At 62.8% G+C, this 20,250-nt stretch carries 21 protein-coding genes and 3 tRNA genes; 5 read left to right on the top strand and 19 right to left on the bottom strand.

Annotated elements, in window-relative coordinates:
• Positions 1 to 6: 6 nt before the first annotated feature.
• The 4 genes from ACKTEK_RS07380 to ACKTEK_RS07395 all read right to left on the bottom strand — a co-directional run bounded on the left by ACKTEK_RS07380 (position 7) and on the right by ACKTEK_RS07395 (position 4,739).
• Positions 7 to 714, bottom strand: a complete 708-nt coding sequence (locus ACKTEK_RS07380) for an amino acid ABC transporter ATP-binding protein (protein WP_409164908.1) — start codon at positions 712 to 714, stop codon at positions 7 to 9.
• A 335-nt stretch (positions 715 to 1,049) separates the two neighbouring features.
• Positions 1,050 to 2,381, bottom strand: a complete 1,332-nt coding sequence (locus ACKTEK_RS07385) for an amino acid ABC transporter permease (protein ID WP_409164584.1) — start codon at positions 2,379 to 2,381, stop codon at positions 1,050 to 1,052.
• Between the two features lie 10 nt (positions 2,382 to 2,391).
• Positions 2,392 to 3,579: an amino acid ABC transporter permease gene (locus ACKTEK_RS07390; RefSeq protein WP_409164585.1), complete on the bottom strand. Its 1,188-nt coding sequence runs from the start codon at positions 3,577 to 3,579 to the stop codon at positions 2,392 to 2,394.
• A 146-nt stretch (positions 3,580 to 3,725) separates the two neighbouring features.
• Positions 3,726 to 4,739, bottom strand: coding sequence for an amino acid ABC transporter substrate-binding protein (locus ACKTEK_RS07395; RefSeq protein ID WP_409164586.1), 1,014 nt, complete (start codon positions 4,737 to 4,739; stop codon positions 3,726 to 3,728).
• Between the two features lie 478 nt (positions 4,740 to 5,217).
• Here ACKTEK_RS07395 and metC point away from each other — a divergent pair, with 478 nt between their 5' ends.
• The gene (gene metC / locus ACKTEK_RS07400) at positions 5,218 to 6,411 is read left to right on the top strand and encodes a cystathionine beta-lyase (RefSeq protein WP_409164587.1); all 1,194 of its coding nucleotides are present in this window, start codon (positions 5,218 to 5,220) and stop codon (positions 6,409 to 6,411) included.
• A 24-nt stretch (positions 6,412 to 6,435) separates the two neighbouring features.
• Here the strand turns inward: metC and ACKTEK_RS07405 are convergent, their stop codons facing one another.
• The 7 genes from ACKTEK_RS07405 to ACKTEK_RS07435 form a co-directional block, all read right to left on the bottom strand.
• Positions 6,436 to 7,953, bottom strand: a complete 1,518-nt coding sequence (locus ACKTEK_RS07405; protein ID WP_409164588.1) for a methyl-accepting chemotaxis protein — start codon at positions 7,951 to 7,953, stop codon at positions 6,436 to 6,438.
• Positions 7,954 to 8,172: 219 nt separating this feature from the next.
• Positions 8,173 to 8,249: transfer RNA gene (locus ACKTEK_RS07410), tRNA-Arg, on the bottom strand.
• A 36-nt stretch (positions 8,250 to 8,285) separates the two neighbouring features.
• A complete protein-coding gene (locus tag ACKTEK_RS07415) occupies positions 8,286 to 8,591 on the bottom strand; it encodes an ETC complex I subunit (protein ID WP_409164589.1) in 306 nt (101 codons plus the stop codon).
• A 71-nt stretch (positions 8,592 to 8,662) separates the two neighbouring features.
• Positions 8,663 to 8,739 (bottom strand) — tRNA-Pro (locus ACKTEK_RS07420).
• Positions 8,740 to 8,888: 149 nt separating this feature from the next.
• Positions 8,889 to 9,470, bottom strand: a complete 582-nt coding sequence (locus ACKTEK_RS07425; protein ID WP_409164590.1) for a DUF192 domain-containing protein — start codon at positions 9,468 to 9,470, stop codon at positions 8,889 to 8,891.
• A gap of 7 nt (positions 9,471 to 9,477) precedes the next feature.
• Positions 9,478 to 10,128: a cold-shock protein gene (locus ACKTEK_RS07430; RefSeq protein WP_409164591.1), complete on the bottom strand. Its 651-nt coding sequence runs from the start codon at positions 10,126 to 10,128 to the stop codon at positions 9,478 to 9,480.
• 240 nt (positions 10,129 to 10,368) lie between these two features.
• On the bottom strand, positions 10,369 to 11,154 hold the full coding sequence (locus ACKTEK_RS07435; protein ID WP_409164909.1) for a Sir2 family NAD-dependent protein deacetylase: 786 nt from the start codon (positions 11,152 to 11,154) through the stop codon (positions 10,369 to 10,371).
• Positions 11,155 to 11,281: 127 nt separating this feature from the next.
• On the opposite strand from ACKTEK_RS07435, the gene ACKTEK_RS07440 reads away from it, so the two are divergent.
• The 4 genes from ACKTEK_RS07440 (at position 11,282) to ACKTEK_RS07455 (ending at position 12,871) form a co-directional block, all read left to right on the top strand.
• A complete protein-coding gene (locus ACKTEK_RS07440; protein WP_409164592.1) occupies positions 11,282 to 11,722 on the top strand; it encodes a VOC family protein in 441 nt (146 codons plus the stop codon).
• 84 nt (positions 11,723 to 11,806) lie between these two features.
• Positions 11,807 to 11,882, top strand: a tRNA-Glu gene (locus ACKTEK_RS07445).
• 59 nt (positions 11,883 to 11,941) lie between these two features.
• The gene (locus ACKTEK_RS07450; protein WP_409164593.1) at positions 11,942 to 12,103 is read left to right on the top strand and encodes a hypothetical protein; all 162 of its coding nucleotides are present in this window, start codon (positions 11,942 to 11,944) and stop codon (positions 12,101 to 12,103) included.
• 60 nt (positions 12,104 to 12,163) lie between these two features.
• Positions 12,164 to 12,871, top strand: a complete 708-nt coding sequence (locus ACKTEK_RS07455) for a DUF2848 domain-containing protein (protein ID WP_409164594.1) — start codon at positions 12,164 to 12,166, stop codon at positions 12,869 to 12,871.
• A gap of 22 nt (positions 12,872 to 12,893) precedes the next feature.
• Here ACKTEK_RS07455 and ACKTEK_RS07460 read toward each other — a convergent pair whose 3' ends face one another.
• From ACKTEK_RS07460 to ACKTEK_RS07495, 8 genes are all read right to left on the bottom strand, one after another.
• The gene (locus ACKTEK_RS07460; RefSeq protein WP_409164595.1) at positions 12,894 to 13,274 is read right to left on the bottom strand and encodes a cupin domain-containing protein; all 381 of its coding nucleotides are present in this window, start codon (positions 13,272 to 13,274) and stop codon (positions 12,894 to 12,896) included.
• A 9-nt stretch (positions 13,275 to 13,283) separates the two neighbouring features.
• Complete coding sequence (locus ACKTEK_RS07465; RefSeq protein ID WP_409164596.1) at positions 13,284 to 14,768, bottom strand: 4-hydroxyphenylacetate 3-hydroxylase family protein; 1,485 nt, start codon at positions 14,766 to 14,768, stop codon at positions 13,284 to 13,286.
• A 30-nt stretch (positions 14,769 to 14,798) separates the two neighbouring features.
• The gene (locus ACKTEK_RS07470) at positions 14,799 to 15,335 is read right to left on the bottom strand and encodes a flavin reductase family protein (protein ID WP_409164597.1); all 537 of its coding nucleotides are present in this window, start codon (positions 15,333 to 15,335) and stop codon (positions 14,799 to 14,801) included.
• Positions 15,332 to 15,832, bottom strand: a complete 501-nt coding sequence (locus ACKTEK_RS07475; RefSeq protein ID WP_409164598.1) for a MarR family winged helix-turn-helix transcriptional regulator — start codon at positions 15,830 to 15,832, stop codon at positions 15,332 to 15,334. Before ACKTEK_RS07475 ends, ACKTEK_RS07470 begins: the two co-directional genes overlap by 4 nt.
• A 175-nt stretch (positions 15,833 to 16,007) precedes the next feature.
• Positions 16,008 to 17,645, bottom strand: coding sequence for a benzoate-CoA ligase family protein (locus ACKTEK_RS07480; RefSeq protein ID WP_409164599.1), 1,638 nt, complete (start codon positions 17,643 to 17,645; stop codon positions 16,008 to 16,010).
• 39 nt (positions 17,646 to 17,684) lie between these two features.
• Positions 17,685 to 18,428, bottom strand: coding sequence for an ABC transporter ATP-binding protein (locus tag ACKTEK_RS07485; protein ID WP_409164600.1), 744 nt, complete (start codon positions 18,426 to 18,428; stop codon positions 17,685 to 17,687).
• Positions 18,425 to 19,195, bottom strand: a complete 771-nt coding sequence (locus tag ACKTEK_RS07490) for an ABC transporter ATP-binding protein (protein WP_409164601.1) — start codon at positions 19,193 to 19,195, stop codon at positions 18,425 to 18,427. The genes ACKTEK_RS07485 and ACKTEK_RS07490 overlap by 4 nt, the downstream gene beginning before the upstream one ends.
• Positions 19,192 to 20,250, bottom strand: coding sequence for a branched-chain amino acid ABC transporter permease (locus ACKTEK_RS07495; RefSeq protein ID WP_409164602.1), 1,059 nt, complete (start codon positions 20,248 to 20,250; stop codon positions 19,192 to 19,194). Before ACKTEK_RS07495 ends, ACKTEK_RS07490 begins: the two co-directional genes overlap by 4 nt.

Genomic DNA, 20,250 nt, shown 5'->3' on the forward strand with positions numbered 1-20,250 from the left:
GCCCGCCTAGTGCAGGATCTGCGACAGGAAGAGCTTGGTGCGCTCGTGCTGCGGATTGTCGAAGAAGGCCGCAGGCTCATTCTGTTCAATGATCTGCCCCTGATCCATGAAGATGACGCGGTTGGCGACCTGGCGCGCGAAGCCCATCTCGTGGGTCACGCACAGCATCGTCATGCCGTCTTCGGCGAGCGAAACCATCGTGTCGAGCACTTCCTTGATCATCTCCGGATCGAGCGCCGAGGTCGGCTCATCGAACAGCATGATGCGCGGGTTCATGCACAGCGAGCGGGCGATGGCCACACGCTGCTGCTGACCGCCGGATAGCTGCCCCGGATACTTGTGGGCCTGTTCGGGGATCTTGACGCGCTCGAGATAGTGCATCGCGACCTCGTCGGCCTCTTTCTTCGGCATCTTGCGCACCCAGATCGGGGCAAGCGTGCAGTTTTCCAGGATCGTGAGGTGTGGAAACAAGTTGAAGTGCTGGAACACCATGCCGACTTCGCGGCGGATCTCGTCGATCTTCTTCAGGTCATCGGTGAGTTCGATGCCATCGACGACGATTTTCCCCTTCTGGTGCTCTTCCAGACGGTTGATGCACCGGATCATTGTCGACTTGCCGGAGCCGGACGGGCCGCAGATGACGATCCTCTCGCCGCGCATGACGCGCAGGTTGATGTCTTTGAGGACATGGAAATCGCCATACCACTTGTGCATGTCGGCGATTTCGATCGCCACCTCGGTGTCCGAGATATGCAGCTTGCTGCGGGCCGGTGCAGCGGGTTCTACCGGGGCTGACGCAGCTGCAGCAGGCTCAACTGCTGCCTTGGCCGCGGCCGGCTTCTTCGCTGCAGGCTTCTTGGCAGCCGGTTTTGCTGCCGCCGGCTTTTTTGCTGCCGGCTTCTTGGCGGCCGGTTTCGCGGCGGCGGTCTTCGCCTCCGTGTCGTCAACCTTGGGCGCGGCCGGCTTGCGGCTACGCGTTGTGGAACCGGTGGACTTGCCCGAGCCGGAGCCGGTTGAACGGGTGGACTTTGCCATTGTTTATCCCCTCGTTATCGCTTGTGGCCCGTATCGAGGCGCTTTTCCATGAAGATCGAGTAGCGCGACATCCCGAAGCAGAAGATCCAGAATGTAATCGCTGCGAAGAGGTACCCGGTGTGTCCCTGCGTTGGGGTCGACCAGGTCGGGTCGGTGAAGGACGACTGGATCTGCCCGAGCAGGTCGAAGAGACCGACGATCAGCACCAGCGTCGTGTCCTTGAACAGGCCGATGAAGGTGTTGACGATGCCGGGAATGACCAGCTTGAGCGCTTGCGGCAGCACGATGAGACCCATCTTTTGCCAGAACGTCAGGCCGAGTGCGTCGGCACCTTCGTATTGTCCCTTCGGGATCGCCTGCAGGCCGCCGCGCACGACTTCCGCCATATAGGCAGACGCAAAGAGCGTCACGCCGACGAGCACGCGGAACAGTTTGTCGACGGTCACCCCCTCGGGCATGAACAGCGGCAGCACCACGCTCGACATGAAGAGCACGGTGATGAGCGGCACACCGCGCCAGAACTCGATGAACACCACCGAGACCAGCCGCACGATCGGCATCGCTGAACGCCGTCCCAGAGCCAGTGCGACACCGAACGGCAGAGAGGCCGCAATGCCGGTGATCGCGATGACGAGCGTGACCAGCAACCCGCCCCACCGGGACGTCTCGACCGGGCGCAGCCCGAAGTCGATGGTGAGGATCACGAGGACGGCTGCCGGAACCAGCAACCCGAGCCCCAGCGCGATCAGCGCTGGCTGCACATCCTTGATGCCAGAACGACCGGCAAAGACCGGCAGCAGGATCAGGCCGGCGATTATGAGGCCGATGATGACCAGCGTGATCCAGGCAAATGCGCCCGGATCGACATTGCCGCCGGTGAGCAGGATGAAAGCTGCCAGCGGGAAACCGACAAGCATGAACAGCGTGTTGGCGCGCTTGTATGGAGCCGACGGGATCAGCAGCGGGATGAGCCCGGCTGCCAGCAGGAAGAACACCAAGTCGACGCGCCAGCGCGAGGCATCGGGATACCGCCCGTAGATGAACTGCGAGAAATAAGCCTTCACGTAGGCCCAGCAGGCGCCGTGATGGCCGAGGCACGCTTCGCGGTCCTCCCCGGTCCAGACCGCGTCAAGGATCGCGAATTTGATCAACGGCCAGATGATCAGATAGGCGATATAGGCGCCGACCAGCGTGAGAATCGTGTGCGGGATGCTGGAAAACAGGCTCTTCCTGGCCCAGCCGATCGCGCCCACGTCCGAGAGAGGTGCGGGAAGCGGCTCGGCCATCTGGGAACGGACCCAGGCGGGCGAGCTTCCGGCGGCGAGAGGCTTTTGTGTGTCTGACATGATCTGCCCCTTACCGCTCAACCAGCGCCATGCGGTTGTTGTACCAGTTCATGAACCCGGACGTGAGCAGGCTCAGCGAGAGGTAAACAACCATCCATATGCCGATGATCTCGATGGCCTGACCCGTCTGGTTCAGCACCGTGCCGCCCACCGACACGAGGTCGGGATAGGCAATGGCAACGGCCAGCGAAGAATTCTTGGTCAGGTTGAGATACTGGCTCGTCAGCGGTGGAATGATGACCCGCATCGCCTGCGGCACGACCACGAGGCGCAGCGTCGGACCGTTGCGCAGCCCGAGTGCGTGGGCGGCTTCCGTCTGGCCGTGTGAGACAGCAAGGATACCGGCACGCACGATCTCGGCAATGAACGATGCCGTGTAGATCGACAGCGCCATCAACAGCGCGATGAACTCCGGCGTCACCTTCATGCCGCCCTGGAAATTGAATCCGCGAAGCTCTGGATACTCGAAGCTGACCGGGAGACCGGCCAGAAGGTATCCGAGGAACGGGAGGCCGAGGATCAGAGCAACGCTGACACGGAATGTCGGGAATTGCTGGCCGGTCGCCATCTGTCGCTTGTGCGCCCAACGCGCGATCAGGAAGGCCGCCACGATGCCGACGATCAGACCGATCAGGATCAGGATCGACCCGGACTCAAACAACGCACGCGGCATGAACACGCCACGATTGTTGAGGAAGAACAGCCCGAAAATGTCGATCGAATTTCGCGGATTGGGCACAGCACGCAGAACGGCAAAGTACCAGAAGAAGATCTGCAGCAGCAGCGGGATGTTCCGGATCACCTCGATATAGACGTAGGCGAGACGGGAGATCACCCAGTTGTTCGAAAGCCGCGCGATGCCGACGATGAACCCGATGGCGGTCGCGAAGACGATGCCGATGAAGGCGACCAGGATCGTGTTGAGAAACCCGACGATCAGCGCGGTGCCGTAACTCGACGTCTCGGCATAATCGATCAGCGACTGGATGATACCGAAGCCGGCGGTGTTCTCCAGGAACCCGAAGCCGGAAGCGATATTCTGTTGTTCGAGATTTCGCGCTGCGTTGGTGACGATTTCCCAACCCAGCCAGATAACAGCGGCAACCAGAATGACCTGGTAAAAAATTCCGCGAACTTTTGGATCATAGATAAGCGAAGCCTTTGCAGGCGCTTCGCCCATGCTTTCCTGTACAGCCATAGCCCCTCTGCCCGCCGAAAATCCGTCTGGTTATATGTTCTGATGACGGATTGGTGGAGATGGCCGGGCGCCGGCGGGGCGCCCGGTGCGTTTTGGTCATCCGCGCGCGGCAGGCAGCAGCCCCGCCACGCGCGAACGTTCAACCCTTAGCGGATCGGCGGAGCGTACTGCAGGCCGCCCTTGGTCCACAGTGCGTTCTGGCCGCGGGCGATGCCCAGCGGGGTGTCCGGACCGACGTTGCGGTCGAACATCTCGCCGTAGTTGCCAACTGCCTTGATGACATTGGCGGCCCAATCGTTGCCGAGGCCGATGGCCTCGCCATAGGCGCCTTCGGAACCGAGCAGACGCTTGATGGACGGGTTGTCGGAACCCATCATCTCGTCGACGTTGCCCTGGGTCACGCCGAGTTCTTCAGCGTTGATCATCGCGAAGTAGACCCACTTGGCGATGTTGAACCACTGGTCGTCGCCCTGACGGACAACCGGGCCAAGCGGCTCCTTGGAGATGATTTCCGGAAGAACGACGTGGTCGTCCGGATTCGTCAGCTTCAGGCGCTGCGCGTACAGGCCGGAGGCGTCCGTGGTGTACACGTCGCAACGGCCCGCATCGTAGGACTGCACGACCTCGTCGGCCTTTTCGAAGGCGACGATTTCGTACTGCATGTTGTTGGCGCGGAAGTAGTCGGCGACGTTCAGCTCGGTGGTGGTGCCGGTGTTCGTGCAGACGCTGGCGCCTTCGAGTTCGAGCGCGGACGCGATGCCGAGCGACTTGCGGACCATGAAGCCCTGACCGTCGTAGTAGGTCACGCCGGCAAAGTTCAGGCCGAGCGAGGTGTCACGGCCCATCGTCCAGGTCGTGTTGCGCGACAGGATGTCGACTTCGCCGGTCTGCAGAGCGGTGAAACGCTCCTTGGCCGAAAGCGGGGTGAACTTCACCGCGGTGGCGTCACCGAAGACAGCCGCGGCGACACCACGGCAGTAGTCGACGTCGATGCCGCTCCAGTTGCCGCTGTCGTCAGGGTTGGAAAAGCCGGGCAGGCCCTGGCTCACGCCGCACTGAACGAACCCCTTGGCCTTGACGTCGTCCAGAGTGGCGGCCTGCGCGGATACTGCGCCGAGGCCAAACGCGGCAACTGCCGCGGCCGTGAAAAGATGTTTCATCTTGCAGCCTTTTTTCTAGATTGCTGTATTCAAGACTTTCACTGTGACGAAAGGCCGTCAGGGGGCAGCAGGCGATAAGCCAAGCCGGCCCGTCCGTATCGCGGCATTTCATGAAACAGTTCCGGTCCCCTCTCTCCTGTGCTTCCGCCGGAAGCGGTCAACAGGTGTTACCTGCTTGCCGATCCTGCGTGGGCGACGGTCAGACAATCCGGAAAAAAGAATGCACCTGTGCGCACGTGATGCGCCCGCAGTGTGCGATGCCGAAAGTGACACCTCTATTCCCATCCGGCTGTCCGGCGGTTTTCCCGCCTTGTTGACCGTGTCCGGCGACAGCTGCCCCATCCAAGGCCAATGTTGCACCGCCGTCAAGGAATTTGAGCCGATCCGGCTGAATCGTGATGCAAATGCTTAAACGGTTTGGAAACCAAGCCCAATCGCGCTAACTCCGCGCCATAACAACACGGAACGGGAGACGCGCATGAGCAAGGACGCGACGCTGGGAAACAAGCACTACGGACCGGGAACGCGGGTGGTCGCGGCAGGCCGCAAGCCGATGGATCACCACGGATTCGTGAACCCGCCCGTCTACCACGGCTCCACCGTGCTTTATCCCGACGTTGCGACCATGAAGACCGGCCAGAAATACGCTTATGGCCGGCGCGGCTCCCCCACCATGGAAAGCCTCGAGGTGGCGCTGACGGAGCTGGAAGGCGGCCGGGGAACCAAGCTGGTCGGCTCGGGGCTCGCGGCAATCGCGCTCACGTTCCTCAGCTTCGTGCGCGCCAACGGGCACGTGCTGGTGCCCGACAATGTCTACCAGCCATCCCGCCACTATTGCGAAACGGTGCTGAAGCGGCTCGGTATTTCGACGACTTACTACGACCCGCTGATCGGCGCCGGCATCGCGGACCTGATCCAGGACAACACGCAGCTCCTGTTTCTCGAAGCGCCCGGCTCCCAGACCTTCGAGATGCCCGACATCGAGGCCATCGTCACGGCGGCGAAGGCGCGGGACGTGACGGTCGCCATGGACAACACATGGGCGACGCCGCTCTTCTTCCGCCCGCTCGACCACGGGATCGATGTCGCCGTCTATGCCGGCACCAAATACCTTGTCGGCCATTCCGACGCGATGATGGGCACGGTCACGGCCAATGCCGATGCCTGGCGGCCCATCCACGACACATGGGGCGCGAGCGGCCTCGTCAGCGGACCCGATGACATCTACCTCGCCCAGCGCGGACTGCGCACCATGGACATTCGCCTGCAGCGCCACATGGCATCCGCGCTGACCATCGCGCGGTGGCTGGAAGGCCGCGGCGAGGTGTCCCGCGTGCTGCATCCGGGGCTTGAAAGCGATCCGGGACACGAACTCTGGAAGCGTGATTTTTCCGGCAGCTCGGGCCTCTTCAGCCTGATCCTGAAGCCGGGGCCGCAGGAGGCGGTCGCGGCCCTGCTCGACAATCTTGAGCTCTTCGGCCTCGGTTATTCGTGGGGCGGATACGAGAGCCTCGCGATCCCCTTCGACTGCTCCAGCTATCGCTCGACAACGAAGTTCGAGCCGGAAGGCCCTGCCCTGCGCCTCCACATCGGGCTGGAAGACCCTGACGACCTGATCGCGGATCTCGAAGCCGGGCTGGATCGGTGGCGCGAGGCCGGCGGCGGTTCGTAACCGCCGCCTGCAGCTGCTTGCGGGTCAGGCCGCGAGCAGCTCGTCGAGATCCCCGAGCGTTTCGGAAAACTGCACGCCGATATGGTCATCCTCGCAGCGCACGATGCGGCCGGTGACCGTCGCGCCGTGGTTCATCTGGATGCGAATGGCATCGCCGACCATTGCACCCTGGAGGTGCGTCAGGCGCGCGCCACCCGTGCTGACATCCAGCATCTCGGCCTGGATGTGCCGGCCATCATGGGCGATCACCACCACCTCGCGAAGCTGTTTGCGGCTGGCGGCACGGCGGTCCTCGACGTCCTTCGTCACGTCTTGCAGGAACTGGTCCACCTCGCGGGCGAGTTGAGCCGTTGCGTCCGACAGGCTGCTGGAACTGGTGTCGACCTCGGTTGCAAACAGCGATGTCTGCTCGATCGAACCGGCCACCGCGTCCACGTTGCCGGTCGCGGTCGCGGTACCCTGCGAGGCATTGCCGACCGCGCTGGAAATCTCTCCCGTCGCGCTCAATTGTTCGGACACCGCCTGTGCGATGTGGGTCGTCAGGCTGCGAACATCCTTCATCGCTTCGGTGATCTCGGCGATGGCGTCTGCCGCCCCGTGCGTTTCCTGCTGGATATGGCCGATCTGGGCTGCGATCTGCTCGGTCGCCTTGCCGGTCTGGCCCGCCAGGGTCTTTACTTCCGATGCGACGACCGCGAACCCCTTGCCGGCATCGCCCGCGCGCGCAGCCTCGATGGTCGCGTTCAGGGCCAGAAGGTTCGTCTGCTCGGCGATGTCACGGATCATGCTGATGATGGAGCCGATTTCGTCGGCTGCCTCGGACAGCTTGCCGACGCGTGTGTTCGTTGCGACGACCCGCGCTTCGGTTTCATCCATGAGCGCGCTCGCCTGCTCCGTCTGCCCGGCGATTTCTGAAATGGACGCTGCCAGCTCCTCTGCAGCCGCAGCCATCAGTTCCACGTTTTCAGCAGCCGTGCCGCTGGCAGAGCGTGCGGACCGGGCGTTCTCTGCTGCGCCGCTTGCAATGGTGTAGAGTTTTTCGGAGGCCGAACGCATGCTCACTGTCTTGGTGTCGGCGAGTTCCAGCGTCTGGGCGACGATCTCGCGAAAGCGCGTGATGAGGCTCTCGGTGTGCGACTGACGCTGCCGCTCGCGATCGCGCTCCCGCCAGCTCTGCTCTTCGAGCTGCGAGCAGTCGACGGCCGTTTCACGGAAACTGGCGAGCGCGCGTGCAAACGCGCCGATTTCATCCTGTCTCTGGGTGAAGGACGGTTCAGCCGTCAGATCGCCATTCGCCACACGGTGCATCGTTTCCGTGAGCTGGCCCAATGGCACGACGACAGACTGGAATGTTCCGATTGCGAGCGCGACCAGCGCGACTGACAGAATGCTGAAAACGGTCAGCGTTCCGAAGATCGCCTGCCCGGCCGAAATATTACTGTAGAGCGCAAAGCATCCAAGTCCCAACAGTGCCAGGACCGGCGCTATACATAGTACAGTCAATCGGCGTGAAATGGACCGATTGAGCGCGAAAGTGGTCATGTTCTATCCCCACATTTCCAAAATCCAACGGATTTCTACTAAAAATGGAGGGATTCCTCTAACAAATATCTAACTCTGCGCCAGTTTCCAAACATTTGCGCAAAATTGCAGGCATTTCTGCGAATACTTTGATGAGGAAGCAAGCGCGCTACGGATCACATCGGCTGCCACTGCGGCAGCGAACACTGGATCTTGAGAAGATTCGCAGACGAAAGGGAGTGGCGACCCCGGCAGGATTCGAACCTGCGACCATCAGCTTAGAAGGCTGGTGCTCTATCCAACTGAGCTACGGGGCCTGACTGCACCGTGCCGCAGGTCACGCGAAGGCTGGATCAGTGGGTCCAGGTGCCGCGGCGGTCGAAGCGGAAGTTGTCGGAATAGGACACCACGCGGCGCCGGCGAACCGGCTCGGCGAAGACCTGCGCGTCGATGCCGTTCTTGGCGGCATAGGCGAGCGCTTCTTCCTTGCTGTCGAACTTGAGACGAAGCTGCTGGCGGGTATCCTTGGAACTGGTCCAGCCCATGAGCGGCTCGATCTCGCGCGCGGCGGAATGCTCGAACTCCAGAAGCCAGAACCGGGTCTTGGCCTTGCCGGACTGCATCGCCGTCCGGGCGGGTCTGTAGATCTTCGCGCGCATGTTCGTTCCCGTTGTTGTTATCAGCCGTCGTCGCCGTCTGGTGCGGCGGCGCCCTTGCGAGGGGCGCGGAATGGTCGGGGCAGCAAGATTCGAACTTGCGACCCCCTGGTCCCAAACCAGGTGCGCTACCAGACTGCGCTATGCCCCGACAAGCACCGCTTGCGGCGGCACAACTCGTTAACGCTTGGTGCCATCATCCCGCGTTCTTGGCAAGGCGAAGTCGCACCAAACGCCAGTTCGCCAGCGTGTATGTCGCGGCGTCGTTAACGAAGGTGCGTGCAGCTACCGCGAAAGCAGCTATTGCGTATTTCCGAAAATCGAATGACGGACCGTGTCGCCCTTGCGGATGCCGTACTTCTCGGCGCTGCCGGCGGCTAGTTCCAGTACCGCCCTCACGCGGCCCTGCGAGCCGACAATGTCCAGCGAGAGCGGCTCTGTACCGCGCGCGACGCGATGGACCGTGCCGTCGGCGTTGATGAACACCATGTCGAGGGAGATCAGCGTGTTCTTCATCCACATGGAGACTTCGCGCTCCGGCCCGAAGTCGAACAGCATGCCGTGGCGCTCGGGCAGCGAATTGCGGAACATCAGCCCGCGCGCCTGCTGCTGGCTGGTCAGCGCAAGCTCTACAGAAAAAGCCTGTGCGCCGTCCTGCGTCATGATGACGACGGACTTGTCGGCGTCCTTCGCATGGACGGAAAGCGGCGCTGCGGCTGCAAGAACCAGGAAAAGGCCGGCGACAAGCGCCAGCATGCGGCAAGCGTGGAGATGAAGAGCGTTGGTCATCAGCGTGCGATAGCCGCCAATTGCGGCAAGAACGGCGCCGGATTGAAAGCGGGCAGCCGAAACAGTGCGGCTGCCCTGCCCGCGCGTGCCCATGCTGGCGTCAGTGAGAGGAGAACCCGCCCGGACCATCGGGCTTCAGTTCAGCGGCCATTTCGCCCTTTGGGCCATTGCCGAAGCGCACGAGCAGGGTCTGGCCCTGTCGCAGTTCGGTGAAACCGAAGCGGCGCAGCGTCTCCATGTGCACGAAGATGTCCGCGGTGCCGGCACCGCGCGTCAGGAAGCCGTAGCCGCGGATGCGGTTGAACCACTTCACCTCGACGCGCTCGAAGTCGCCCTCCGGCGTCACGTTGACGTGGGTGCGCGGTTCGACCTGTGCCGGGTGTACGGCGGTCGACTCGTCCATGGAAAGAATGCGGAATGCCTGCAGGCCCTTGGGCCGGTTCAGCGCTTCGCAGACGACCCGTGCGCCCTCGTAGGCGGTCTGAAATCCGTCGCGGCGCAGGCAAGTCACGTGCAGGAGAACATCGGGCATGCCGTTGTCGGGCACGATGAAACCGAACCCCTTGGAGACGTCGAACCACTTGATGCGGCCCGAAACCTCGATGACATCGACGCCTTCGGTATTTTCAAGATCACCATCACGAAAGGCAGCCAGATCGTCACCGAATTCGCGCTCGGCCGCCTCGCCTTCCGGATATGCCTCAGATTGCCGTTGCGAGGCGTTGAGGTCGTCCCTCACCTTCTGCCCCATGGCACTACTCCCCCCAAACTCAACCGGCCGCATGTGCTGCCGTCTCGATGCGGACACGCCCCACCCCTCGACACATCGCACCAAGGGAGTGAATCGCCGACACCGCACAAAGCCCGCATCGCCTGCGCACGGCACATCGATTCGAGCCCAAGGATAACACCGCATCTGCGCGCGAAAAGGGCCTTTCGACGACTTTTGCACGTCCAGCCCCCAATTCATGGGAGGTGTGGATTCGCGGTATCAGCGCGCGCGCGCCGAAAGCCACGGCCGGAACGCCACGCCGATATCGCCACGCACCACGATTTCGGCGTGTCCGTCGAGCGGCGTTTCCTCGCGATTGACGATGGCGAGCCGTGCCCCGTTCTGCGCTGCCAGCGCCGGCAGCGTGGCAGCCGGGTGCACCACCAGCGACGAGCCGAGCGCGAGGAACAGGTCGCAGGCGAGTGTCTCGGCCTGCGCCCGCAACATCTCTTCCTGCGGCATGGACTGGCCGAACGAGATCGTTGCGGTCTTCAACGTGCCGCCGCACGCCGTGCACGGTGGCGGCCCTCCGGCATCGTCGAACCGCTCGCGGATGAAGGGAAGCTCGTGGCGCGTGCCGCAATCGAGGCAGGCGGCATACGAGCCATTGCCGTGAAGCTCCACGACGTCGTCCGCCGGGATACCCGAGGCCTGGTGCAGGTTGTCGATGTTCTGGGTGATGACCGCGGACACGCGCCCGGTCTCGTAAAGCGTGCGGATGGCCGAGTGTGCCGGGCTTTTTTTCACGCCGTCTCGCTCGGCGGCCTCGAAACTCGGCTGGATCGCGAACTTGCGCCGCCATGCCTCGCGCCGCATCTCCTCGCTTGCCATGAACTCCTGGAAGGAAATCGGCTTGTTGTCCTGCCAGATGCCGGTGGGGCTGCGGAAATCCGGGATGCCGCAATCGGTGGAGACACCGGCCCCGGTGAACACCACGATTCGGGCAGCCGCCTGCAGGGCCGAGGCGAGTTCGGCGGCTGCCTGTTCATCAACGCCGGGCGTCATCATCAGCGGGGAACCATCCTGCACGTGAAACCATGGGCTGCGTGGGCTTGGACAAGCCGGCCAAGGGACCTAGTTAGTCTGTTCATCGACATATCGTTCTAACCACGACGGGGAAGGTCAATCGCCCATGCAATATCTCCACACCATGGTCCGCATCAGCGACATCGACAAATCGCTCGACTTCTATTGCAACAAGATGGGCATGGTGGAGACCGCACGCCGCGAGGATGAAGGCGGTCGCTACACGCTGATCTTCCTCGCCGCCCCCGATGATGAGGGCCGCGCGAAGGCCGACAAGGCGCCGCTGCTGGAACTGACCTACAACTGGGACCCGGAGGAATACGGCGAGGGTCGCAACTTCGGCCACCTCGCTTTCCGCGTTGATGACATCTACGCGACCTGCCAGAGGCTGAAGGACGCCGGCGTCACCATCAACCGCCCGCCGCGCGACGGGCGCATGGCGTTCGTGCGCTCGCCCGACAACATTTCCATCGAGCTTTTGCAGAAGGGCGATGCCCTCGAAAATGCCGAGCCGTGGGCCTCGATGGAGAACACCGGACACTGGTAAAATCGTCCACTGCAGAAAAATCGTCACACAACCGGCAACCGGTCTTGATGCCCGGGTATGAGGCACGTATAAGCCAGCCCCGGAGCGCCCTTCGTCTAGCGGTCTAGGACGCCGCCCTTTCACGGCGGAAACACGGGTTCGAGTCCCGTAGGGCGTACCAAGTTCCCAGGTTTTCCAAGACCTGATGCCGGGCATGACCAGCCCGAAAGGAATATCTCCATGGAAAAAGAAGATCGCCCCGTCTCCGATGCGGATCGCACCGTCAAGGAGCCCGTCAGCGCACGCCAAGGCGTTTCGTCCGGCCGCGTCGTGACGATTCTCGTCGTTTCCGTAATCCTGGTCGTCATCGCCTTCGCACTGTCCGGCGTTCTCGGCAGCTGATTGCTGCCGCTCACCACGTGCGGACGCCTGTTTTGATCGCGACACCGGAGTTGCGGGACCATGGCCAATTCTGCTGAAAAGACCCTCCAGGTCACGCTGCACCGCAAGGACGGCAGCGAGAACGCCGAGGCGACCATCACGCGGCTGATCGTGGCCGGCTGGACCGGCCGCGATGCGGACGCCATGGAAGCCCATATCCGCGAGTTGGAAGAGCTCGGCATTCCGCGCCCGGCGCGCACGCCAATCTTCTATCGCAATGCCGTCTCCAACATCACGACTGCCGACGTCATCGAGGTGACGGGCGACAATACCAGTGGCGAAGCCGAGTTCGTGGTGTTGCGGACCGGCGGCGAGACGTGGATCGGCATTGGCTCCGACCACACCGACCGCGAACTGGAAAAGCAGGGAATCACGGTCGCCAAGCAGATCTGCGACAAGCCGGTCGGCACGGATTTCTGGCTGTTCGACGACGTTGCAGACCACTGGGACCAGCTCCAGCTGCGCGCAACCATTACCGAGAACGGCAAGGACGTCGTCTACCAGGAAGGCCCGGTCGCGAAGATGCGCCCGGCCTCCCAGCTGATCGAGATGTTCGGCAAGGAAGACGCATCCGGCCTTCAGGACGGCGACGCCATGATGGGCGGCACGCTTGCCGCCATCGGTGGCATCCGCCCTGCCTCGCGCTTCACCTGCGAGCTGATCGACCCGGTCCTCGACCGGCGTATCTCCCACTCATACGAAATCGTGGAATTGCCGGTCGAAGGCTGACGGGCCGCGAATTCGGCGTGGCTCAGGTCTCGTCGAAGTAGTGTGTTTCCAGCAGCAGGCAGCCGCCTTCCGACTTGAACGGCCCGTGATAGGCGCCGGGCGGGCGGCAGGCGTATGTGTTGGGCTGGAAGCTCTCGCCACCCTCCCCGTTCTCGTCATTGCCGACCGTCAGGTCGCCTGAGACCAAATACACCTCTTCCCAGTAGTCGTGGACGAAGGGCTTGGTGGTGTAGGTGCCCGCATCGAACTTCAGCAGCCGCGTGCGGTTGCCGGTCTTGCCGTCTTCGTCGAGGTGGCCGGCAAGGATCTTCTGCTTGATGCCGCTCGGATAGCCTTCCGGCACTTCCCAGCCGCTGCTCAGATCGACGGCATGAAATTCCTTGTGTTCTTTTTGTATGGGCATGGTGCCTCCCTATTCTGCGGCGTGGCCGTAAGTATTGAGTTCATCTTCCAGCGAGTAGCTGTCGAGCATTGAATCGACCATCCCCTGGCTGCGCTCCCAGTCGAAGGTGCGGAAGCTGTGGTTCTTGGTCACGAAGGTCGCGCCCGAATAGAACATCTCGTACTGGGTGTGGCGCGAGGCGAATTCCGACCCGATGGCATCCCATGCCAGCTTGAAGAACTTCACGCGGCCCTCCGATGAGGCGGCCGGCGACTGCTGCGTCTTGCCGATCAGATCCGCCATTTCCTCGTTGGAGAAATCCGCGATCGAGGACGGCAGCATGATGACACCGCCACCGGCGAGATCGCGCAGTGTCGTGATGAACTTCGGGTAGAGCTGCTGGTTGATGACGGAAGCCGCGTAGAGCGTGTGCCGGTCGGGTACGAAATACGGGCCATACTGGAAACCCTTGGTCTCCATCGCGTGGACCATGGAATCGACCATGCCGCAATCGGCGGCGAGCGCGCCAAGCGTCTCGCGCACCTGCGGGAAGTTGGTGACGCCGTTCACGTCCGCGATGCGGCGCGCGAGCCCGGTCAGGAAACGCATTTTCACCATCAGGCGCACCTGCGCCTGGTAGTTCTGGTAGACGTGCGCGGGCGTCGCGTGGAACTGCTTGTTGCACATCTCCGTGTCCTGGTTGATGAACACGCGCTCCCACGGCACCTTCACGTCGTCGAAATACAGGACGGCATCGTTCTCGTCGTAGCGGCTCGCCAGCGGGTTGTCGTAGACGCTGCGCGCATCCGCCTCGTAGGACTTTCGCGAGAGGATCTTCAGCCCCTTGGCGTTCATCGGAATGGCAAAGGACAGCGCGTAAGGCTCCTCGCCCTTACCGAGCGGCTGGATGCAGGTGACGAACACCTCGTTGGCCATGATGCCGGCCGTCGCCAACATCTTTGCGCCACGGATCGTCAGGCCTTCGGCGTCCTCGTCCACCACGCCGGCGGTGAGGAACTGCGACTTCTGCTCATGCGCCGCCTTGGAGCGGTCGGCCTGCGGATTGATGATGACGTAGGTGAGGTAAAGCTCGTTGTCGCGCGCGTAGCGGTAGTAGTCGGCAAGTGCGCCGGCACGGTTCTTGTCGTAGGCTTCAAACACGTCGAGGCCCATGTACATGCCCGATATGCAGGACGCGACATGGTCCGGCGAGCGGCCAAGGAAGCCGCAATGGACATTGGCCCAGGCTTCCAGCGCGCGGCGGCGCTCGACCAGTTCCTCGTAAGACGTGGGAAGCTGCCAGATGCGGTTTGCGCGGGTGCCCGTACCCTCGACCTCGTAGGTCATCAGATCGCGGTTCTCCGGGCGGGCCTGGAAATCGTAGATTTCACCAACCGTGGCGCAGGCGTTGCGGAATGCCGGGTTGACCGTGACGTCTCCGGCCTCGCCGCCTTCAATGAGCACCCTGCGCCCGTCGCGCAGGCTTTCAAGGTGCTGGGCCCCAGTCTTGATCATGTTCAACCTCCCTTCAGGGATGCGAGGTGTTCAGTAATGGATGTTGAGTGGCCAGATGTCGGCGTCACCGTGGCCCGACCCCAGTTCACTGTAGCGCCCGCCGCAGAACACCAGCGGACGGCGATCCGCGTTCATGGTGAAATGGTCGACACGGGCGATGAACAGCACGTGGTCGCCTGCCTCGTGCTGGGTATCCGGGCTGCAGTGAAACACGGCGACCGCACCCGACAGGATCGGCGCACCCGCCGGTCCGCGCTGGTAGGTAACGCCTTCCCACTTGTTCTCGCCGGGCTTCGCAAACCGGTTCGACAGTTCGCGCTGGCCTTCCGACAGAACGTGGATGACGTAGGCTTCGGCCTGCTGCCACTGCGGCAGGCCGCGGGCGCGCTTGTCGACACTGAAGAGCACGAGCGGCGGATCGAGCGACAGCGAGTTGAACGAACTCATCGTCATGCCGACAGGCTCTTCCTCGCCCGGTGCGGTGATGATGCACACGCCGGTTGGAAACTGGCCGAGGCAGTTGCGAAACGCGCGGGGGTCGAAACCCGTGTCGGTCTCTGCCGTCATACGTCCGCGTTGCCTTTCGTGTCGGACAGGAGGTAGTCGGCAAGCGCGATGGCGCGTTCGCCGTTGTGGCGCAATGCGGCCGCCTCCGTGCACAGCGCGTCAAACCGTTCCTCGTCCAGCGCCTCGAAGATCAGGTCGTTGATCTCGCGCTGTACCGGCGCAAGCTTGTGCAGGCAGGTGCGGCCCTTGTGGGAGACGCTGAGAAGCACGCGGCGGCGGTCCAGCGGGTTGGGCCGCTTCATCAGCATGTCTTCCTTGATGAGCTTGCCGGTCTCGATGGTGACGAACGCGCCCGAAAGCCCGAGATGTTCCGCCAACGCCTTCACGCCGACGCCCTCCTCGCCTTCCAGGTGCCGAACCGAAATCAGGATCGTGTACTGGATTCCGGTCAGGCCCAGATGCGCGCCGAAGCGGCCGCGGATGGCTTCAAGCCGGGCAGAAAAGGCAAGCAGGTTGTGGACGAGTTCGCGAAACCGCGCATCAGAGTCATCGCGCAACAGTTCGGAGCGCCCAACTGTGAGCGGGTGTTCTTCTTCCTGTCGGCGGGGCGGGTTTCCGCGCGGAGCCTCGGTTCCGAGGGACACTATTTTATCCTTCAATTATTTGCTTTCTTACAAAGCTATATCAGTGAGCATGAGAGTCAAGGAAAGAGCCGCGCAACGGCGCACGAATTCAAGCGGATGAGCCGGTTTCGCGGTCGCGCAGCGCGCGCCGGTCGATCTTCTGGAGCGTCGTGCGGGGCAGCTCGTCGACGAACTGCATCTCCTGGGGAACCTTATATCCACCAGCTTCCTCTCTCACCCGCTGATTCAACGCATCGACGAGAGACTGGTCAGGCTGTGTCCCCGGCCGCAATACGACAAATGCCTTAACCGTGGTGAGGCCATCGTCCCCCTCGATGCCGATGGCTGCTGCCTCCAGCACGCGCGGATCAAGGGTGATGGCGGCCTCGATCTCAATGGGCGAAACCCACAGCCCCTTCACCTTGAAGACATCGTTTGAGCGGCCCGCGAACCAGAAGAATCCGTCTGCGTCAAACTGGAGCTGGTCGCCGGTGCGAACCCATGGCCCCTGAAACGTCTTCTTGGTCTCGTCGAACTTGCGCCAGTAGTAGAAGCAGGCGGTGCGGGACTTCACCCAGCACTCGCCGGGCGTGTCCGGCGACGTTACGTCATTGCCGTCCTCGTCGACGAGCCTGATCTCGATTCCCGACACCGGCTTGCCGAGCGAACCCCGGCGATAGTCTGCGGGCCGGTTGGCGATCCATTCATAGGTGACTTCGGACGAGCCGATGCTGTCCATCAGTTCGACGCCAAAGCGGTCCTGCCAGCGCTCGAAGATTTCCGGCGGCATCTTTTCAGACGCCGAATAGACCGCCTTCACGGAGGCGAAGTCCGGGTCGCGGTCCATGTCGTCGAAATGGGCCAGCAGGAGCTTGATCACCGTCGGCACGGTGATGAGCTTGGTCGGCTTGTGCGCTTCCACCAGCGCCGTCACCACGTCCGGGCGTGGTGGCTGCGACGTGATGATGCTCGTCGCACCCCAATAGAGCGGGATCAGCAGCCCCGGCCACAGGCCGTGGGTGAAGTACTTCTTGGACGTCGCGAACACGATGTCATCAGCGGAATATTCCCACCACGGCCCGTGGCGCTCCGGCACGAGGATGAAGTCGTGGGCCAGATGCGTGATGCCCTTGGCGGTCCCCGTCGTGCCGCCGGAATAGAACATGTAGGTGACGTCGTTGCAGTGACGGGAAACCGGCTCTGCGGCTTCCTCCCGGCCCTTCACCATCTCGGCATAAGCGATGACAGTGATACCGCGCGCGCTCAGATGATCGTGCGCGCCGACCTCGCCATTGACGATGACGACCTTGAGCGTGTCAGGCAAAGCGTCGCCGGCTTCTTCCAGCTTGCCGAACTGGGCGGCATCGATGAACAGCGACGTTGCCGCCGTGTCGCGCAGAAAGTAAGCGAGCTGGTGCGCCTTGTAGAGTTCCGAAATCGTCGCCGGAACGATGCCGCTGCGCACCGAGCCGAGCCAGGTCGCGATGGTCGCCAGCGAGTCCGTTGCGAAGATCAGGATGCGGGAATCGACCGCAAGTCCGAGGTCGCGCAGGCCGTTCGCCGCGCGGCTGCACTCAGACAGCAACGACTGGAAGGAAATCTCGCCTTCATCGGCGATCAGGGCCGTCTTGCCGCCCTGCCCGGCCTCGATGTTCCGGTCGAGCAGGATGGCGGTTGGATTGAAGAATTCCGGGACTTCGGGATCCTGCCAGGCAAGCCATGCCTCGCTGTAGATCGGTGCGTCCATGGTGGTGAGATATCCAATCGTGAAGATGAATGGCGTGCGTCAGGCGATGCCGAGATAGGTGTCCTTGATCTGCGGCTGGGCCTCGAGTTCCGCCGGTGTGCCGGTGAACTGCACCATGCCCTGCGACAGCACGACGACGCGGTCGGCAAGCGCGAGCGCCATGGCGACGTTCTGCTCCACGAGCAGGATCGACGTGCCGGTGCCCTTCACCTCTTTCAGGGTGTCGCGCACCTCGTCGACGATGATCGGCGCAAGGCCTTCGGACGGCTCATCGAGGATCAGCAGCTTCGGCTTGGTCAGCAGTGCGCGCGCGATGGAGAGCATCTGCTGCTCGCCACCGGAAAGCTGCTGGCCAAAATGCTCCATGCGCTCGGAAATGCGCGGGAAGATCTTCAGGACCTCGTCGCGGCGTTCCGCGGTCTGCTTGCCGGCCCACATGGCGACGTCGAGATGTTCGCGCACGCTGAGCGAGGAGAAAATGCCGCGGTCCTCGGGCACGTAGCCGATGCCTTCGCGGATGATGCGGTGGGTCGGCCAGCGGGTGATGTCGAAGCCCCCGAACGAGACCTGCCCGCGACGCACCGGCGTCAGCGACACGATGGAGCGCAGCGTGGTCGTCTTGCCTGCGCCGTTGCGGCCAAGCAGCGCGACGCATTCGCCGGGCTTCACGTCCAGCGTGACGCCCTGCAGCACGTGGCTGTCGCCGTAGTAGGTGTGGATTTCGCGCACGTCGAGGAGCGCGTCTGTTGCGGGTGCCTGTGCGGCGGTTGCAGCCTGGCTCATGCGCTGATCGCCTCTTCGTCGTGGCCGGCGGACTCGCCAAGATAGGCGGCCCGCACTTCCGGGTCGCGGCGCACTTCGTCCGGCGTGCCGGAGGCGACGATGCGGCCATAGTTGAGAACGGTGATGTGGCTGCACACGCCGAACACCACGTCCATGTCGTGCTCGACGAGAAGCAGCGTCACATCGTCCGGCAGCGTGGTCAGCAGCCGCACCAGCGTCGCGCGCTCAGCTGGCGAGGTGCCGGCAGCCGGTTCGTCCAGCAGCAGGATCTTGGGCGAACAGGCCAGCGCAAGCCCGACTTCGAGCTGTCGCTTCTGGCCGTAGGACAGCGCCTTCACCTGGCTGCCGAAGACATTCTCCAGTTCCATCTGCCGCGCGACTTCATGTGCGCGCCGGTTGATGGACTTGAAGCGCCGCGCCGGCTGCAGAAAGTTGAACCGCGCCTTGGAGTGCGCTTGCACCGCAAGCCGCAGGCTCTCGCCGACGGTCAACCCATCGAAGAGCGTGTTCTTCTGGAACGAGCGCGCCAGACCCGACTGCGTCACCGACTGGGGCGAGTGGCCCGTCAGGTCTTTGCCTTCGACCTTGATGGTGCCGGTATCCGGCGTCAGCCAGCCGGAGATCATGTTGAAGAGCGTCGTCTTGCCCGCACCGTTCGGACCAATGACGGCGTGGCGTTCGCCGGTCTTCAGTTCAAGATCGAACTTGTCGATGACACGCAGCGCACCGAAGGACTTGGAAATGTTGCTGACAGCAAGCTGGGTCACGACTGGTCCTCCTTGCCGGTGCTCCGCCCTGTGAAGCGGCGCGAGATGTTGGCCGCGAACCCGGCCAGTCCGCCCTGGAAAAAGGCGACGACAAGCACAAACAGCAGGCCGAAGAACATCAGGTAGGCTTCGGTGATATCCGACAGGAAGTCCTTGGCCAGCACATAGAACGCTGCGCCCAGCAGCGGCCCGTAAAAGGCCTGCGAACCGCCTATGATGACCATCAGGAGCGCCTCGCCAGACATCTGCCACGTCATGATGTGCGGGTTGATGAAGAAGCTGTGCTGCACCCACAGGCAACCGGCAAGCCCGGCCAGCATTCCCGAAATCCCGAACGCCAGCGCCTTGTAGGGGAACGTCGTGTAGCCCATGGCGGACATGCGCTTTTCGTTCTCGCGTATGCCGACCAGCACGTGGCCGAACGGGCTTTCCACGATCCGCCGCAGCACGAGCATGGACACCACGAAACAGGCCAGCACGAAGAAGTAGAAGACGATGTCGTGGTCGGAATTGAGCCCGATGAACGAAAGGTCGATGCGCGGGATGCCGGTCATGCCGTCGTCACCGCCGGTGTAGCGGGTCTTCTCGGCGATGGCGTGGAACATCTGGCCGAAGGCCAGCGTGATCAGCAGGAACTGCACGCCCTTGGTGCGTACGCTCAACAGGCCGACACCGTAGGCAATCACGAAGCTCACGATGACCGAGGCGATCATGGAAAACCAGACCGGGTAGCCCAGAAGCGCCGCGAGCACTGCGGTCGTGTAGGCGCCAAGCCCCATGAAGGCAGCATGGCCCAGCGACACGAGGCCGGTATAGCCAAGCAGCAGGTTAACCCCGGACACGAGAATGCCGAAGATCAGAATCTCGCTCATCAGCGAGATGTAGTACTTGCCGACCAGGAAGGGCACGGCGACGAGCACGACAAGCCCGACGACCGACATGAGCAGAAAGCGGCGGTACTCGGCGGAATTGTGCTGCTCGAGCGGGTCGTAACCCTCGCTCGTTGCATCGCCGGACGGCTCCCAGCTCTCGTTGGTGGTGTTTTCCATTGTCAT

The organism is Tepidamorphus sp. 3E244, assembly GCF_046159835.1.
Lineage (GTDB): Bacteria > Pseudomonadota > Alphaproteobacteria > Rhizobiales > Tepidamorphaceae > JACKJK01.

Bases quoted from the DNA above. Each gene is read 5' to 3' on its own strand.
- ACKTEK_RS07485 (WP_409164600.1), bottom strand. From the start codon at position 18,428: ATGAGCCAGGCTGCAACCGCCGCACAGGCACCCGCAACAGACGCGCTC.
- ACKTEK_RS07430 (WP_409164591.1), bottom strand. From the start codon at position 10,128: ATGGGGCAGAAGGTGAGGGACGACCTCAACGCCTCGCAACGGCAATCT.
- ACKTEK_RS07425 (WP_409164590.1), bottom strand. From the start codon at position 9,470: ATGGGCACGCGCGGGCAGGGCAGCCGCACTGTTTCGGCTGCCCGCTTT.
- metC (WP_409164587.1), top strand. From the start codon at position 5,218: ATGAGCAAGGACGCGACGCTGGGAAACAAGCACTACGGACCGGGAACG.
- ACKTEK_RS07480 (WP_409164599.1), bottom strand. From the start codon at position 17,645: ATGGACGCACCGATCTACAGCGAGGCATGGCTTGCCTGGCAGGATCCC.
- ACKTEK_RS07415 (WP_409164589.1), bottom strand. From the start codon at position 8,591: ATGCGCGCGAAGATCTACAGACCCGCCCGGACGGCGATGCAGTCCGGC.
- ACKTEK_RS07440 (WP_409164592.1), top strand. From the start codon at position 11,282: ATGCAATATCTCCACACCATGGTCCGCATCAGCGACATCGACAAATCG.
- ACKTEK_RS07470 (WP_409164597.1), bottom strand. From the start codon at position 15,335: ATGACGGCAGAGACCGACACGGGTTTCGACCCCCGCGCGTTTCGCAAC.
- ACKTEK_RS07405 (WP_409164588.1), bottom strand. From the start codon at position 7,953: ATGACCACTTTCGCGCTCAATCGGTCCATTTCACGCCGATTGACTGTA.
- ACKTEK_RS07435 (WP_409164909.1), bottom strand. From the start codon at position 11,154: ATGACGCCCGGCGTTGATGAACAGGCAGCCGCCGAACTCGCCTCGGCC.
- ACKTEK_RS07455 (WP_409164594.1), top strand. From the start codon at position 12,164: ATGGCCAATTCTGCTGAAAAGACCCTCCAGGTCACGCTGCACCGCAAG.
- ACKTEK_RS07385 (WP_409164584.1), bottom strand. From the start codon at position 2,381: ATGTCAGACACACAAAAGCCTCTCGCCGCCGGAAGCTCGCCCGCCTGG.
- ACKTEK_RS07465 (WP_409164596.1), bottom strand. From the start codon at position 14,768: ATGATCAAGACTGGGGCCCAGCACCTTGAAAGCCTGCGCGACGGGCGC.
- ACKTEK_RS07390 (WP_409164585.1), bottom strand. From the start codon at position 3,579: ATGGCTGTACAGGAAAGCATGGGCGAAGCGCCTGCAAAGGCTTCGCTT.
- ACKTEK_RS07460 (WP_409164595.1), bottom strand. From the start codon at position 13,274: ATGCCCATACAAAAAGAACACAAGGAATTTCATGCCGTCGATCTGAGC.
- ACKTEK_RS07495 (WP_409164602.1), bottom strand. From the start codon at position 20,250: ATGACAATGGAAAACACCACCAACGAGAGCTGGGAGCCGTCCGGCGAT.
- ACKTEK_RS07395 (WP_409164586.1), bottom strand. From the start codon at position 4,739: ATGAAACATCTTTTCACGGCCGCGGCAGTTGCCGCGTTTGGCCTCGGC.
- ACKTEK_RS07380 (WP_409164908.1), bottom strand. From the start codon at position 714: ATGCACAAGTGGTATGGCGATTTCCATGTCCTCAAAGACATCAACCTG.
- ACKTEK_RS07450 (WP_409164593.1), top strand. From the start codon at position 11,942: ATGGAAAAAGAAGATCGCCCCGTCTCCGATGCGGATCGCACCGTCAAG.